At 56.2% G+C, this 14,294-nt stretch carries 14 protein-coding genes; 6 read left to right on the top strand and 8 right to left on the bottom strand.

Features of this window, described 5'->3' with window-relative positions:
* Window positions 1-81: 81 nt before the first annotated feature.
* The 3 genes from MWU55_RS01670 to MWU55_RS01660 are packed head-to-tail and all read right to left on the bottom strand — an operon-like array spanning window position 82 to window position 3,093.
* On the bottom strand, window positions 82-1,089 hold the full coding sequence (locus MWU55_RS01670; protein ID WP_246933965.1) for an ABC transporter substrate-binding protein: 1,008 nt from the start codon (window positions 1,087-1,089) through the stop codon (window positions 82-84).
* On the bottom strand, window positions 1,068-2,435 hold the full coding sequence (locus MWU55_RS01665; protein ID WP_246933964.1) for a sensor histidine kinase: 1,368 nt from the start codon (window positions 2,433-2,435) through the stop codon (window positions 1,068-1,070). Before MWU55_RS01665 ends, MWU55_RS01670 begins: the two co-directional genes overlap by 22 nt.
* Window positions 2,428-3,093 carry a response regulator transcription factor gene (locus tag MWU55_RS01660; RefSeq protein WP_246933963.1) on the bottom strand — a complete coding sequence of 222 codons (666 nt, stop codon included), beginning with the start codon at window positions 3,091-3,093 and terminating at the stop codon, window positions 2,428-2,430. The genes MWU55_RS01665 and MWU55_RS01660 overlap by 8 nt, the downstream gene beginning before the upstream one ends.
* A 107-nt stretch (window positions 3,094-3,200) precedes the next feature.
* Here MWU55_RS01660 and MWU55_RS01655 point away from each other — a divergent pair, with 107 nt between their 5' ends.
* The 4 genes from MWU55_RS01655 (at window position 3,201) to MWU55_RS01640 (ending at window position 7,293) form a co-directional block, all read left to right on the top strand.
* Entirely contained in the window at window positions 3,201-4,187 is a 987-nt protein-coding gene (locus MWU55_RS01655; RefSeq protein ID WP_246933962.1) for a tripartite tricarboxylate transporter substrate-binding protein, read from the top strand.
* A 66-nt stretch (window positions 4,188-4,253) separates the two neighbouring features.
* Complete coding sequence (locus tag MWU55_RS01650) at window positions 4,254-4,736, top strand: tripartite tricarboxylate transporter TctB family protein (RefSeq protein ID WP_246933961.1); 483 nt, start codon at window positions 4,254-4,256, stop codon at window positions 4,734-4,736.
* A gap of 4 nt (window positions 4,737-4,740) precedes the next feature.
* Window positions 4,741-6,255, top strand: a complete 1,515-nt coding sequence (locus tag MWU55_RS01645; RefSeq protein WP_246933960.1) for a tripartite tricarboxylate transporter permease — start codon at window positions 4,741-4,743, stop codon at window positions 6,253-6,255.
* 18 nt (window positions 6,256-6,273) lie between these two features.
* Entirely contained in the window at window positions 6,274-7,293 is a 1,020-nt protein-coding gene (locus MWU55_RS01640; RefSeq protein ID WP_246933959.1) for an AbrB family transcriptional regulator, read from the top strand.
* A gap of 16 nt (window positions 7,294-7,309) precedes the next feature.
* On the opposite strand, the gene ugpC is transcribed toward MWU55_RS01640, so the two are convergent.
* The 4 genes from ugpC to MWU55_RS01620 all read right to left on the bottom strand — a co-directional run bounded on the left by ugpC (window position 7,310) and on the right by MWU55_RS01620 (window position 11,481).
* On the bottom strand, window positions 7,310-8,407 hold the full coding sequence (ugpC, locus tag MWU55_RS01635; RefSeq protein ID WP_246933958.1) for a sn-glycerol-3-phosphate ABC transporter ATP-binding protein UgpC: 1,098 nt from the start codon (window positions 8,405-8,407) through the stop codon (window positions 7,310-7,312).
* A gap of 4 nt (window positions 8,408-8,411) precedes the next feature.
* On the bottom strand, window positions 8,412-9,308 hold the full coding sequence (locus MWU55_RS01630; protein ID WP_246933957.1) for a carbohydrate ABC transporter permease: 897 nt from the start codon (window positions 9,306-9,308) through the stop codon (window positions 8,412-8,414).
* On the bottom strand, window positions 9,301-10,173 hold the full coding sequence (locus MWU55_RS01625) for a sugar ABC transporter permease (protein WP_246933956.1): 873 nt from the start codon (window positions 10,171-10,173) through the stop codon (window positions 9,301-9,303). The genes MWU55_RS01630 and MWU55_RS01625 overlap by 8 nt, the downstream gene beginning before the upstream one ends.
* Window positions 10,174-10,236: 63 nt before the next feature.
* Window positions 10,237-11,481 (bottom strand): ABC transporter substrate-binding protein, encoded by a 1,245-nt coding sequence (locus MWU55_RS01620; RefSeq protein ID WP_246933955.1) that lies wholly within the window; start codon window positions 11,479-11,481, stop codon window positions 10,237-10,239.
* A gap of 224 nt (window positions 11,482-11,705) precedes the next feature.
* Here MWU55_RS01620 and MWU55_RS01615 point away from each other — a divergent pair, with 224 nt between their 5' ends.
* Together MWU55_RS01615 and MWU55_RS01610 are read left to right on the top strand one after the other, a co-directional pair.
* A complete protein-coding gene (locus MWU55_RS01615; RefSeq protein WP_246933954.1) occupies window positions 11,706-12,443 on the top strand; it encodes a response regulator transcription factor in 738 nt (245 codons plus the stop codon).
* The gene (locus tag MWU55_RS01610; RefSeq protein WP_246933953.1) at window positions 12,440-13,888 is read left to right on the top strand and encodes an ATP-binding protein; all 1,449 of its coding nucleotides are present in this window, start codon (window positions 12,440-12,442) and stop codon (window positions 13,886-13,888) included. The genes MWU55_RS01615 and MWU55_RS01610 overlap by 4 nt, the downstream gene beginning before the upstream one ends.
* On the opposite strand, the gene MWU55_RS01605 is transcribed toward MWU55_RS01610, so the two are convergent.
* Window positions 13,889-14,293 carry a carboxymuconolactone decarboxylase family protein gene (locus MWU55_RS01605; protein ID WP_246933952.1) on the bottom strand — a complete coding sequence of 135 codons (405 nt, stop codon included), beginning with the start codon at window positions 14,291-14,293 and terminating at the stop codon, window positions 13,889-13,891. It lies immediately after the preceding gene.
* Window position 14,294 lies beyond the last annotated feature (1 nt).

The following is a 14,294-nucleotide window of genomic DNA, read 5'->3' as shown; positions in this document are numbered from 1 at the left end:
GTGTTTGGGAAGTCTCGGAACATGTTAGCGCTATTATTCAGAACTGGCGGGTCAGAGCAAGCATATCGACCCGAGGTAGTCCTACTGTATCACCGCGTTCATCCATTCCTTCACAAAAGTCCGGCGCTTAAGCTTGTCCAGATACGTCATCAAGGCCGGTTCAAGCACGATAACCGATGGGCTGGCGGTTTCGGATGTTTGGTAAAGCGGTGGCAAGCGGGAGGAGCCCGCCCCAGCGCCGCTGGTTTGAATATCGATCATATTCTGAATGAATGCCTCGGCCGCGTCTGGGTGTTGCGTGTGTTTAGACACAAACCCAGTGCGCATCATCATGGTTGGAAAATCGGAAGGCAGGATGATCTCGAACCTGTCATCATTCAACTGACGCGTCGCGGCGTAGCTGCCCAAAACATTGTAAGCCACCAGAAGCTTGCCCGAGGCCACGTCGTCGATCATTTCCCCCGAACAGCAGTATAGCCGGGCATCAAGACTTCCCATAATCTCGGTCAAGCGCCAGAAGGTTTCCGAAGCCCGCGCGTCTTGCGTGGCAAAAAGATAGCCAAGGCCGGATTGCCGCACGTCATAGGTGCCAATGCGGCCCCGGAAAAGATCAGGTTCCTGCCGCAGCGCCAGAATGAGTTCTTGCCGGGTCTGGGGGATTGGTTTCCCGTTGAATGCAGCTTTGTTGATGACGATGGTTGCAGGCTCTGTGGTGAAGGCAAACAAGCGCCCACGCCACTGTGCCCAGCTCGGGTGAGCGATGCCGGGCAAGGCACGCGCAAACCCGTCATTGACCAGTTTCAGCTGAAGGTCCATGGCGCTGGAAATCACGATGTCGAAACGGTCGGGGTCTTCGCGCAATAGCTGGTCGATCTGCGCGGTTGAGGTCACCAGATACTCAATGGACCAATCAGGGTTTCGGGCCAAAAACTGCTCAACAATCGGGGCGAAAAATGCGGTGTCGGTGCTGGACAGCACACGCAGAGTTTTACGGGCATTTTCCCCTTGGAAAAGCTGTTTGTCTTCCCATTCCTGGGCGATTGAAAAACTCGGCAAGAAGCATAGAATTAAAGCGAGAATGTAACGCATGCACCGCCTCCGGGTTGGTTTTCCAAGCTGATCTCTCCGCCATGGGCGATGGCCACGTCTTGTGCAATGGTAAGCCCGAGTCCTGATCCGATAATGCCTTTTACGTTGTCTCCGCGAGAGAAGCGGGTCAGCAGGTCTTCGATCCCTTCTGATGGGAAACCCGGTCCTTGATCCCGGATTTGAATGGAAGGTCTCGGGCTCGCGGCGACACGGATGGTGATGTCACTTTCTGCTGGCGAGTACTTCAGCGCGTTATCGATCAAGTTGCGGATGCCATTTTGCAGCAGAATGCTGTCGCCTTCGACTATCACGGGTTCGTCCGCGATGATCGTCAGATTGATGTCTTTCATTTCGGCCACAGGGGACAGACGCAAAACCAGTTCGTTCAGAAGCTCAACAAGATCAATGCTCGTGCGCTCCAGATGATCGGCACGGAAGGTGGTCATGGCGTGATCCAAAAGCTGCCCCGCCGCACGTGAGCTTTCGTCGATGGCGCGGATCATCGCCCGCATGGCTTGCCGATTTTCATCCCGATCCACACGCTGAAGCGTTGCCTCTGCATGCGAACGGACCGTCGCCAAAGGGGTGCGGACGCGATGGGCAGCTTCGGCGATGAAATCCTCGGACTGGTGCAACGACGTGTCCAACCGCCCCATCAAACGGTTAAGCGATGCAACAAGTGACGCCATTTCGACCGGGACTGGGCTGGCCACGGGGCTTAGATCTTTCGGGCCGCGCTTGGTGACAGAACTTGTAAGGCGTTTAAGCGGGTTGATGGTCGTGGCCGTGGCCCAGAAGGACAGCAGAACGGACAGTAAAAAGAACCCAGTGCCATACAGTGCCACATTGCGCGAGATATCGGCGAGCGTGACCTGCAAGGCGTCTTGAGTTTGGGCAACTGTGACCGAAATGATCGTGCGCGTATCAGCCCCGACCAAGGTTCGGACATCGGTGGCGGATCGGATCGCGACGCCGTCATAGCTGGCGGTTTGATGGACGGTGCGTGCCATCGCACCTTCAGGTGTGTGCGGAAGACCCTCGTACCCGGACAATAGCTTATCATCCTGATATATCGCATAAAAAACTCGGTCGTCAGCGTCGGTGCTGAGCATGGAAAAAGATGCGTAGGGAAAGTCAACTTCAACAGTCCCCTCGCGTAAAATGGCCGCGTCCAGAATGGAGCTGACCGAAGCCGCAAGGATGCTGTCTTGCCCTTGTTGCGCGATCTGGGCTGCATATGCGCGCACGACGATAAACAGCAGGATTGTCAAAACGGCTGCACCGCCAATCAGGCTTACTGCCAATCGGTTCCGCAGTGATCCGGTGACGTTGACTCCCTCAGCCATGATCCAACCGGTACCCCAATCCGCGCAGGGTTGTGATGCGTAGATCCGAGGTCTCTAAGTGTTTGCGCAGCCGGCCGATATAAACTTCGATCGCATTCTCCGAGACGTCTTCGTCATAGGCAAATAGTCGGTCAAACAATTTGTGTTTGGGAAAGATTTGCCCAGGCGCGTTGATCAACAGTTCAAGCAATCGAAGCTCACGGTTGCGCAGCGTGATTGGCTTTCCGTCAACCGTCAGGCTGCCCGCCACGGGATCGAACGTCGCATTTCCCAGCTGAATGGTGCTTTGCGTCGTGCCCGCTTTGCGACGCAGAACGGCTCGGCAGCGGGCTTGAAGTTCTTCATGATCGAAGGGTTTCGTCACGTAGTCATCCGCCCCAAGATCCAAAATGCTGATTCTGTCTGACACCTGCGACCGCGCGGTCAATACAATCACAGGTGTGTCCTTCTGCCGTGAACGGTGGTGTTTCAGAAAGGTGCGGCCATCACCATCGGGCAACATGATATCCAGCAATATCAGATCATAGTCCTCGGTGTCTGCGAATGCGATAGCGTCTTGAAAACATTCAGCATGATCAACGACATGGCCGTCAATTTGCATACGGGCGCAGACCGCGCTTGCCAGTTCTTTGTTGTCTTCGATCAGAAGGAATTTCATGGGCCTTGTTCATTTCGAAACAGCCGTGACAGGTCCGTGTCAGGTTGCTGTGGTTACCTCGGTTAACTGAGCCGCCTTTCGGACAGTTGTCAAATTGGGAGGAAATCATGACGACATTTTCACTGGGCCGCCGTGCCCTTATGGCGACCGCTTTGGCCGCGATGGCTTTTGCCTCACCTGCATCAGCAGACGGACACAAAGTAGTCGATAGCATTCACTTTCTGATCCCCGGCGGCGCTGGCGGCGGCTGGGATGGCACAGCCCGTGGCACCGGCGAGGCGCTGACGAATGCTGGTATCGCAGGCACCGCATCTTACGAGAATATGTCAGGTGGCGGCGGCGGTAAGGCGATCGGCTTTCTGATCGAAAACGCCGACAGCAACCACGGAACCTTGATGGTGAACTCGACCCCCATTGTGATCCGCTCGCTGACCGGTGTGTTCCCGCACAACTTCCGCGACCTGACACTGGTTGCAGGCACCATCGGTGACTATGCCGCGATGGTCGTCGGCAAAGACAGCCCCATCAACTCGATGGAAGACCTAATGGCAGCTTATGACGCCGACCCAAGCGCCACCGCAGTTGGTGGCGGATCGGTTCCCGGCGGCATGGACCACTTGGTTGCGGCCATGACATTCGAGGCCGCAGGCAAAGATGCGCTGGGCGTGAAATACATCCCCTATGACGCGGGTGGTAAAGCCATGGCAGCCCTTCTGTCGGGCGAGATTGCTGCCCTGTCGACCGGTTTCTCGGAAGCGGTTGATCTGGCCAATGCAGGCGAAGTGAAGATCATCGGCGTCACGTCGGACGAACGCGTTCCGGCTGCCCCCGATGCGATGACCATGAAAGAACAGGGCATCGACACCAGCTTCGTGAACTGGCGCGGGTTCTTTGCAGCTCCGGGTCTGCCTGACGACAAGCTGGCCATGTACCAAAAAGCCCTTGCTGACATGTATGCAACCGAGGAATGGGAAGAAGTGCGCGCGCGCAACGGTTGGGTGAACATCCACAATTCGGGCGATGACTTCAAAGCTTTCCTGGAAGAGCAAGAGCAGGTCATTGGTGATCTGATGAAAAAGCTGGGCTTCCTGTAAGCCTTACTTGATGGGGCAGAGCGTTACGCGCTCTGCCCATTTTTCTACTGAATTCGGGAGGGGATGATGGCACTTGATCGTTGGATCGCGCTGATACTTGTCGGAGTATGCCTGGCTTATGGATACGCCGCTTGGTTCACGATGGATGGTGCGCTTGCGCCGTTCATGAAACGCAACCCGATCTGGCCTAGTACCTTCCCAAAGGTCCTATCCGTGTTGGGGCTTCTGACATCGTTGGTTATCTTGTCCGGGATGGAAAAGTCGGAACCGAAAGAAGCCGACATCGATTACCGTCGGCTTGGTGAATACAAACTGGGGCAAGCCTTGTTGCTTTTGGCGTTGATGGTCGCCTATGCGATTTGCCTACGCCCGCTTGGGTTCATCTTCTCCACCGCGGCTTTCCTGATCCTCGGGTCGTTCATTTTGGGTGAACGCAAATGGGCTCTTATGATCCCCATCGCGTTGTTTGCGACACTGGTCGTTTGGTATCTGGTGCAGCAAGTTCTGGGCATCTACCTGCGCCCATTACCCGGCTTTGTAGGAGGTTGATCGTATGCTCGAAGGACTTCTGATTGGCCTGCAAACGGCCCTTTCCATTCAAAACCTGTTGATGGTGATCGGCGGTTGTCTGATCGGCACATTCATCGGAATGCTGCCGGGTCTTGGCCCGATGTCAATTATCGCGATTATGATCCCCGTTGCCATCTCGATGGGCGATCCGTCAGCCGCGCTGATCCTGTTGGCCGGCGTATACTACGGTGCCATTTTCGGTGGGTCGACCTCGTCCATCCTGTTGAACGCACCGGGGGTTGCCGGGACAGTTGCATCAAGCTTTGACGGCTATCCTATGGCGAAACAAGGCGAGGCCGGGAAGGCCCTTACCATTGCTGCAATCGCCAGTTTTGCCGGGGGCAGCATCGGCGCCCTTCTTTTGATGGTTTTTGCACCGGCCTTGTCCTCGGTCGCGCTGCTGTTTCATTCCGCTGAATACTTCGCCCTGATGGTGGTTGGCTTGTCGGCTATTGCTGCGTTCGCTGGAACGGGGCAGGTGGCCAAGGCGCTTATGATGACTTTGCTGGGACTGATCATGGCTACTGTGGGCGAAGGTGCATTGTTCAACATGCCGCGCTTCACGATGGGGATCATGGACCTGCAATCGGGCTTTGGTTTTATCACGCTTGCGATGGCCATGTTTGCTTTGCCCGAAGCGTTGTTCTTGGTGCTGAAGCCCAAAACCACACAGGAAAGCCAAGATGGCGAGATCAAGAATCTTCGCATCACAGGGGCCGAGGCGAAATCCATCGCGCCCGTGATTGGCCGCCAATCGTTGCAGGGCTTCTTCATCGGCGTCCTGCCTGGCGCGGGGGCTACGATTGCCAGTTTCCTTGGCTACGCCGTCGAGCGCAATCTGGCCACCAAAGAAGAGCAAGAAGAGTTCGGTAAGGGATCGATCAAAGGGCTTGCCGCACCCGAAACCGCGAACAACGCTGCCTGCACCGGGTCTTTTGTGCCACTTTTGACTCTTGGCATTCCCGGCTCTGGCACAACCGCGATCTTGCTGGGCGCGTTGATTGCGCTGAACGTCACACCCGGTCCGCGTCTGATGCTTGATGAGCCGCAGATCTTTTGGGCCGTTATCATGTCGATGTTCATCGGCAATTTGGTTTTGCTGATCCTGAACTTGCCGCTCATCCCATACATCGCCAAAGTGCTGTCGATCCCGCGCAACTACCTTATCCCATTCATCCTCTTTTTCACGTTGATGGGGGCTTATATCGGCCAGAACAACGCAACCGAGTTGCTGCTTCTGGTGGGCTTTGGGGTCGCGGCGACGGCACTTCGTTTTGCAGACTATCCGCTGGCCCCGCTACTGATCGGGTTCATTCTGGGTGGCATGCTGGAAGACAACTTCTCGCGCTCAATGCAACTGTATGATGGCATTGGCTTTATTTGGGAACGTCCCATGACGTTGGGCCTTCTGGTCATCGCAGCCCTTCTGGTCTTCCTGCCCAGTTTCCGCGCACGCCGCGCCCGTCTTCGCGCAGAAGGGATCGCAGATGGGGATTGATCACTTATAACCGAGCTCATGATGGATCGTGCTCTAACATTCCTTATCGCGGCAGTTGGCAGTCTGGGGTTCTATGTCCTCGGGCTGCCTTTGCCGTTTCTGCTGGGCCCGATGTTTGCATGTCTGATCGCGGCGCTGTCGGGGGCATCTCTGCAGGGGGCGGGGCAGTTTGGTATTTTCATGCGTACATTTTTGGGCGTCGCCGTAGGTGCGTCCATCACGCCAGAGCTGTTGGGGCGCATGCCTGAAATCGCCGGATCCTTGCTGATAGTGCCCCTGTTCATCGCGACTGTTGCGGTGATTGGGTTCCCATTTCTGCGCTATGTCTTCAAACTTGATCCTGTGACCGCGTGGTATAGCGCCATGCCAGGTGGGTTGCAGGATATGCTGATCTTCGGGGAAGAGGCTGGGGGCGATCCGCGGGCACTGTCCTTAATTCATGCGACCCGAATTGTTGTTTTGGTCAGCTGCGCGCCCTTTGCAATGCAGCTGGTGTGGAACTTGGATCTGAATGTCGCGCCGGGCCAGCCCATGACCGATATTGCGCCCACCCAGATCGCACTGATGATCATCGCAGGGCTTGTTGGCTGGAAGTTTTTCGAGCGGATCGGTCTATTCGGTGCATCCATACTGGGGCCGATGATCTTGACCTCTGTTCTATCTCTGACCGGTGTGATCCAAACGCGACCACCTGCCGAGATCATTCAGGCCGCACAGTTTTTCATCGGCATCGCTGTGGGTGTGAAATACGTTCGCATCACGCGAAAAGAGGTCCGCGAAAGTGTCTTCGCAGGCCTCGCCTATTCCGTGCTGTTAGGCACCATTTCACTATTGTTTTTTGCATTGGTGGCTGGGCTAGGGCTTGCGCCCTCATTGGACGCTTTATTGGCCTTCCTGCCGGGTGGTCAGGCCGAGATGGTGGTGATCGCCATCATCGCTGGCTCTGACCTCGCTTATGTGGTCACGCATCACGTGCTTCGGATCGTACTGGTCGTCATGTTCGCGCCGGTGATTGGTCGTGTATTGCACAAGACCTAACCCCGGCGCGACATAATCAGTTCAGCCGTTCACCGCTTTCCGGTGCGAAGTAGGACACTTTGCTGAGATCAAACGCCAAAGAGAGACTCTCGCCCGATTTGGCACTGGTTTCTGCGTGCAAACGTGCAGTGACTTGCTTGCCCCCTAGATGAGACACCACGTAGGTATCAGCACCCGCAGGTTCGACCATTTCGACCATGCAATCGGCTTCTTGCACATCTTCGCCAGCACGGAAGCCCGCTTCGGCGATATCCTCAGGTCGCAGACCCAGAATTACGTCTTCTGGCAAGTTCTTGGCGTGGGTGTCGGTCAGCACCAGTGGGGCTGCGCCAGCGCGCTCAATCTCGATCTGAGTACCTTTGCCATTGGCCTTTGCTCGCGCCGGGATCAGGTTCATTGCAGGGCTGCCCATGAAGTCCGCAACAAACAGGTTTGCTGGACGGTTATAGATTTCCGCCGGGGATCCGATCTGCTGCACCACGCCGCCTTTCAGAACGACGATTTTGGTGGCAAGGGTCATCGCCTCGATCTGGTCATGGGTTACATAGACCATGGTCGCGTTCAGGTTCTGGTGCAGTTTCTTGATCTCGGTCCGCATCTCGACGCGAAGCTTGGCGTCGAGGTTAGACAGCGGTTCATCGAACAAGAACAGCTTCGGGTCACGCACCAGCGCCCGGCCCATCGCGACACGCTGCCGCTGGCCACCTGAAAGCTGACCGGGGCGACGCTGCAGAAGGGGTTCGATCTGCAGCTGTTGTGCCACTTCCTGAAGCTTCTGTTCCTGCGTTGCCGCGTCCACACCGCGCACTTTCATACCGAAGGTGATATTCTTGGCCACCGACATGGTCGGGTAAAGCGCGTAGGATTGGAATACCATGGCGATGTCGCGATCCTTGGGACTGACATGTGTCATGTCGCGCCCACCAATGGCTACCGTGCCGTCGGTGATCGGCTCAAGCCCAGCGATACAGTTCAGAAGCGTGGACTTGCCGCAGCCTGATGGGCCAACCAGCACCAGGAAATCCCCCGGTTCGATCGTGACGTTGATGTCTTTAAGGATCTCGACAGACCCATAGTTCTTGTAGAGGTTTTTGATATCCAGAATAGGAGCCATGGGTTTAGCCTTTCACGGAGCCCGCGGTCAGTCCGCGGATGAAGTATTTGCCAGCGACGACATAGACAAGCAGCGTGGGAAGGGCGGCGATGATCGCTGCAGCCATATCCACGTTGTATTCCTTCACGCCGGTGGTTGAATTGACGATATTGTTCAGCGCCACAGTGACGGGTTGCGTTCCAGCCTGACTGAAGGACACCCCGAACAAGAAGTCGTTCCAGATCTGAGTAAATTGCCAGATGACAGTCACGACGATGATCGGTAGCGACAAGGGCAGGAAGATCGACCAGAAGATCCGGAAGAAGCCCGCGCCGTCCACCTTGGCGGCTTTCACCAGCTCTTGTGGGATCGACACATAGTAGTTGCGGAAGAACAGCGTGGTGAACCCAATGCCATAGATCACGTGGACGAAGATCAGCCCCGGAATGGTGCCAGCGATGCCCATCATGCCCAGCATGCGTGCCATCGGAAGCAGCACCACCTGAAACGGGATGAAGCAGCCAAACAGCATCAGTGAGAAGATCAGGTTTGCGCCTTTAAACTTCCATTGCGCTATCACATAGCCGTTGATCGCACCAAGAATGGTCGAGATCGCAACCGCTGGGATCGCAAGGATCACCGAGTTCCAGAAGTAAGGGCGCAGACCCTCGCACTGGATGCCGGTACAGGCGCCGGACCACGCGGTGCGCCATGCCTCGAACGTGACTTCGCGAGGGAAGGCCACAAGGCTGCCGGTGCGGATCTCCTCGAGGCTTTTCAGCGAGGTAGTGACCATCACGAAAAGCGGCATCAGATAGAACAGGGCAAAGATGCCAAGCAGGGTGAACAGAAGCCAGCGCAGGGCGATCTTGCCCCAATTACGCGACGGGCCGTGGGCGGGGGAAAGCGAGATATCAGTCATGTTTCACCCTTAGTTCTGAGTAAAGATACGGAACGATGATCGCGAAGACGACAGCCATCATCACCATGGCAGAGCTTGCCGCTTGTCCGATGTCACCACGCGAGAACGCCATGGCATACATGTAGGTCGCAGGCAGATCAGTGGCATAGCCGGGACCGCCTCCGGTCAAAGCGATGACAAGGTCGAAGCTTTTAATGGCGAGGTGAGCCAGCACGATGAAGGCTGACAGGAAGATGGGCGCCATCGACGGAATGATGATGGCGGAATAGATGCGCCAGCTGGGGATACCATCGACCTGTGCGGCCTTGATGATCTCTCCGTCCACGCTGCGCAGACCGGCCAAGAACAGTGCCATAACAAAGCCAGACGCTTGCCAGACACCGGCGATTACAACGGCGTAGATCGCCATGTCGGGGTCAATCACCCAATCGAAACTGAAGTTCTCGAACCCCCAGTCGCGGACCATCTTTTCGATGCCCAGTCCGGGGTTCATGATCCACTTCCATGCGGTACCAGTGACGATCATCGAAAGCGCCATGGGGTAAAGGTAGATCGTGCGCAACACGCCTTCGGTGCGGATTTTCTGATCCAGCAGAATGGCGATCAGCAGGCCAAGAACCATCGAGATGATGATGAAGAGCGTGCCGAAGATGAAAAGGTTCATCATCGCGGTATCAAACCGGGGCGATGCGAACAGGCGCTCGTATTGGATGATGCCTTCGATCTCGTATTTTGGAAGCAGACGCGAGCGGGTCAGTGACACCCAAGCGGTCCAAGCAATGAAGCCGTAAACGAATACGAGGATGGCGATGAAAGAGGGTGCAAGCACCATCTTGGGGATATGACGTTCAAGCCATTCGGTCATTGTAACGATCCCTGAATATAAGGAGGCCCCGCACCAGAAAGTCAGACGCGAGGCCAGGGAGATTTACATGGAGTTTGCGACGGCGTCGGCCAGCTGGTTCACAGCATCAGCCGAGGACATGTCCGAGTTGAAATGTGCGGTCACCACATCGGTGATTGCACCCGACTGCGCACCACGCAGCGCCATGCCGTGGGCATAGCTTGGCAGTAGCGAGCCGTTGTCCGAGCTCTCGCTCATGTCTTTGGCGGACAGGTGTGCACAGCTGTCGAAATCATCCAGGGCAACGTCTACACGTGCCGGGATCGAACCTTTGTTCAGGTTGAACACTTTCTGGAAGTTTTGACCAACGATCAGCTTGGACAGAAGGTCCTGACCAGCTTTCTTGTCGTCACCATCCACGTTGAACATGGCAAAGCTGTCAACGTTGTACAGGAAGCCATCACCCGGAACCGAAGCACACAGGAAGTCTTCGCCCGGCGCTTTGCCTGCGGCAAGGAATTCACCTTTGGCCCAGTCACCCATGATCTGGAAGGCGGCTTCGCCATTCATGACCATCGCGGTGGCAAGGTTCCAGTCACGACCCGAGAAGTTGTCGTCGACATAACCGCGCATTTTGCGCATCTGGTCAAAGACGGCGACCATTTTGTCGGACTTCAGAGTGTCCATGTCCAGATCAACAAAGGCTTTCTTGAAGCCGTCTGCGCCAAGGATGCCCAATGCAACAGCTTCGAACACGGTGGCGTCCTGCCATGCCTGACCACCATGGGCCAGCGGGGTGATGCCGGCAGCTGCCAGCTTGTCAGCGGCGGCGTTGAACTCGTCCCAGGTGGTTGGCATTGCGATGCCGTTTGCTTCCAGAACGTCAGCGTTGGCCCAAATCCAGTCCACGCGGTGAACGTTGACGGGGGCAGCACACCAAGTGCCTTCACATTTCATGTGACCTGCGATCGAAGCAGGCAGAACGTCTGCCCAGCCTTCGGCTTCTGCTACGGCCGAGATGTCGGCCAGAACGCCTTCTTCATACCATTCCTGAATGGCAGGGCCTTTCAGCTGAACGGCGGTCGGTGCGTTGCCCGACAGAACACGTGCGCGCAGTGCAGTCATGGCAGCATCACCACCACCACCAGCAACCGGCATGTCGGTCCACGTTCCGCCATTATCGGCGAATTCTTTTTGCAGAACGGCAACAGACTTGGCTTCACCGCCCGATGTCCACCAGTGCAGAACTTCTGCCTGAGGCTCGGCCATGGCGGGCATGGCGCAAGTTACAGCAATAGCCGAAACGGCCGCGAATACGGATTTTTTCATCAGATTTTCCTCCCTTAGGTCACCAAACATTTGGCGACGCTGTCCCAAGCCTGCCGATCTTACCCGGCTTTGCGCAATGGCTGATGCAGCCAATCACGGGTTCTATGCGTAGAATTTCAGCCAATTTGTTACTTGATGTTACGCAAGCCTTGATTTTGTTGCACGCTGTTACAGACAAGCGGACAATGAATTTGGTTTCATGGTCCCGAGGGAGGAACACGGACATGGCGATTCCACGACTTCTGGTCGTTGATGATGACGTAGATACGCGGGGCATGATGACCCAGTATCTGCGCCAGAACGGTTTCATTGCCCTGCCCTGTGATAGCGAAAGCGCGATCATGGAGCACTTAACAAATGGGCGAGTCGACCTGATATTGCTGGATGTGATGCTGGGCGATGAAAACGGTGTCGAGATCTGCGCGCGTCTGCGTGATGAACAGGACGTCCCTATTATCCTCGTCTCGGCCTTGTCTGCCGATCATCACCGTATGGCGGGGTATCAGGTGGGGGCGGATGACTATATCGCCAAGCCTTTTAACCCCGATTTGCTTTTGGCACGTGTGCGCGCAGTTCTATCTCGCGCCAAGCGAAGCGCGTCTCTGGTTTATCGTCGAAGTGTCTCGACGTTTCGCTTTGCCGGTTGGACCTATGACGCCAAGCTAGATGAGGTGACGTCGCCCCAAGGGTTTCAAGTCGCTCTATCGCGCAAGGAAACAGCACTGCTGAAGGTTCTTCTGGCCAATCCGCATATCCCTTTGACCCGAGAAGAGATTGCCACCTCATTAGATGTGACAGGTGAGGGGCAGGGCGCAGAGGCATCCGGCCGCGCCATCGACGTTCTGGTTGGGCGTTTGCGCGGGAAGATTGAAAGTGACCCGAAACAGCCCGAGCTTTTGCGCACTGAACGCGGCATCGGGTATGTTTTCGCAACAGACGTAGACGTAGAAGGCTCTGCATGAGCCGCGGGTTGCAGATCCGAACGCTTGGACTGTTGTTGATCCTTGGCTGCTTTACCGCTGCGTTCGGTGCAGGCTGGCTTTGGTTCTCTTCAACCAAAGCATGGCAAGACCATCTGACCCGCAGTTATGTCACCGGTGTATCGCTTTATGAATCCTTGCGCGTCGGGGCAGAACCACCAGATGGGGTGGTTGTGTCCAAGCTGTCCAATGAAGACGCGGTGTTGGCGACGCGGGGCGAGTTTTCCCGGCTGCAAGGCATTCCGACGCCTGCGATTGTAACCAATATCTCGATCATCGGTGCGGGGCGTGACCCTGTTTCAGGGTCGTCGTTGAATGTCGGCATCGTATCGGGCGAGCTTCAGTATGCCGTGTCGGAACTGGTGTCGAATGAAGGTCAGACGGCGGCACAGAAATTCGGGAATGTAACGCGCCTTCTGGCGACATATTGCGCTGACCCGGTGCTGTTTGCCCGCATGGGTGTGCAGCCATGGGTGCGCATTGATGGGCAATCTATTTGGGGCTGCGATGCCGCTCCGGCCGATTTGCGGCTCGCTGCCGTCCTGTTGACTTTGGTTGCCGTCGCCATCCTGTCGACGGTGGTTCTGGACACATCTGCGCATTTCGACCGATTTGCCAACGCCTTACGGGAACGGGGTCGGCTTGGCGGTCCAGACAGCTATGATGTTCATGGTCCAGCCGAACTGCGACAGACAGTGTTGGCGGTAAACGCTCACCTTGAACAGGAACGCGCGCAGCTGTCCAAACGCGCAATGGTTCTGTCCGGTGTCAGTCATGATCTGGGAACACCCGCCACACGTCTTCGCCTGCGTACCGCGTTGATCAAGGAAACCGACCTGCGCGAAAAGCTGGAAGCAGACATCGACAGCATGACCGAGATGATTGAAAGCGTACTGACCTATACAAGGGCGGAACTTAACGAAGAGACACCGCGCAAGCTGTCGTTGACTTCGCTCGTTGATGCGTTGGTGGCCGATTATCAGGACATGGAGCGGCCGGTGTCACTTGTGGCCCTGCAAAATCCCAGTGGTGAAGGGGGACGATCCGTTTTTGCCGCAACCTCTGGCTTGGCGGCGCTGCCGGATGAACAGCGCATGTTGGTTATGGCGCGCCCAGTGTCTTTGAAGCGCGCAATCTCGAACCTAATCGACAATGCATTGAAATACGGGCGTCGTGCCTCGGTCCAGATGACGGCGACCCCAGAGCATGCCACGATTGTTGTTGAGGATGAAGGATCGGGCATGTCTGCCGAAGACATCGAAGCGGTCGTGGCCCCGTTCAAACGCGGGGATAACACGCGTGCGATTGACGGGTTCGGCTTGGGGCTGACCATCGTTGCAACCGTCGCTGAACAGCACGGTGGGCGGCTTTACTTTGAAACTGGACAGCACGGGCTGCGTGCCTGCCTTGAGATTTGCCGAAGGTAGCTACGCCGAATTTTTTGGCAGCAAGTCGCGGTCTTCAAGCACTTTGCGAGCGATGCGGAAACACTCCACCCCTTGTGGGACACCGCAATAAATCGCGATCACATGAATGGCCGCACGGATTTCCTCCATCGTGCAGCCGTTGTTGATGGCGCCGTTCAAATGCAGCTCCCATTCGTGCATCTTACCAAGCGCGCCGATCATGCTGAGGTTCATCAGGGAACGTGTTTTTGCGTCGATGGCATCATCGCCCCAGCCAAAGCCCCAACACCATTCGGTCATGGCCTCTTGAAATCCGCGGTTAAACTCATCTGCGGCCTCAAGATTCTTTTCAACATACTCCGCGCCAAGCGTGGATTTGCGGCGCTCCAGTCCGACCTCAAACAGGTTTGGGTTCGATTTTTCCATA

Origin of the sequence: Aliiroseovarius sp. F20344 (assembly GCF_023016155.1) — a bacterium.
Classification (GTDB): Bacteria; Pseudomonadota; Alphaproteobacteria; order Rhodobacterales; family Rhodobacteraceae; genus Aliiroseovarius.
The sequence above is the reverse complement of the archived record's forward strand: the minus strand, read 5'-3'. Positions and strand labels throughout refer to the sequence as shown.

Excerpts from the sequence above, each read along its gene's own strand:
- MWU55_RS01630 (WP_246933957.1), bottom strand. The coding sequence starts at position 9,308 with ATGACTGATATCTCGCTTTCCCCCGCCCACGGCCCGTCGCGTAATTGG.
- MWU55_RS01655 (WP_246933962.1), top strand. The coding sequence starts at position 3,201 with ATGACGACATTTTCACTGGGCCGCCGTGCCCTTATGGCGACCGCTTTG.
- MWU55_RS01610 (WP_246933953.1), top strand. The coding sequence starts at position 12,440 with ATGAGCCGCGGGTTGCAGATCCGAACGCTTGGACTGTTGTTGATCCTT.
- MWU55_RS01645 (WP_246933960.1), top strand. The coding sequence starts at position 4,741 with ATGCTCGAAGGACTTCTGATTGGCCTGCAAACGGCCCTTTCCATTCAA.
- MWU55_RS01625 (WP_246933956.1), bottom strand. The coding sequence starts at position 10,173 with ATGACCGAATGGCTTGAACGTCATATCCCCAAGATGGTGCTTGCACCC.
- MWU55_RS01640 (WP_246933959.1), top strand. The coding sequence starts at position 6,274 with ATGATGGATCGTGCTCTAACATTCCTTATCGCGGCAGTTGGCAGTCTG.
- MWU55_RS01665 (WP_246933964.1), bottom strand. The coding sequence starts at position 2,435 with ATGGCTGAGGGAGTCAACGTCACCGGATCACTGCGGAACCGATTGGCA.
- MWU55_RS01660 (WP_246933963.1), bottom strand. The coding sequence starts at position 3,093 with ATGAAATTCCTTCTGATCGAAGACAACAAAGAACTGGCAAGCGCGGTC.
- MWU55_RS01650 (WP_246933961.1), top strand. The coding sequence starts at position 4,254 with ATGGCACTTGATCGTTGGATCGCGCTGATACTTGTCGGAGTATGCCTG.
- MWU55_RS01615 (WP_246933954.1), top strand. The coding sequence starts at position 11,706 with ATGGCGATTCCACGACTTCTGGTCGTTGATGATGACGTAGATACGCGG.
- MWU55_RS01620 (WP_246933955.1), bottom strand. The coding sequence starts at position 11,481 with ATGAAAAAATCCGTATTCGCGGCCGTTTCGGCTATTGCTGTAACTTGC.
- ugpC (WP_246933958.1), bottom strand. The coding sequence starts at position 8,407 with ATGGCTCCTATTCTGGATATCAAAAACCTCTACAAGAACTATGGGTCT.
- MWU55_RS01670 (WP_246933965.1), bottom strand. The coding sequence starts at position 1,089 with ATGCGTTACATTCTCGCTTTAATTCTATGCTTCTTGCCGAGTTTTTCA.
- MWU55_RS01605 (WP_246933952.1), bottom strand. The coding sequence starts at position 14,293 with ATGGAAAAATCGAACCCAAACCTGTTTGAGGTCGGACTGGAGCGCCGC.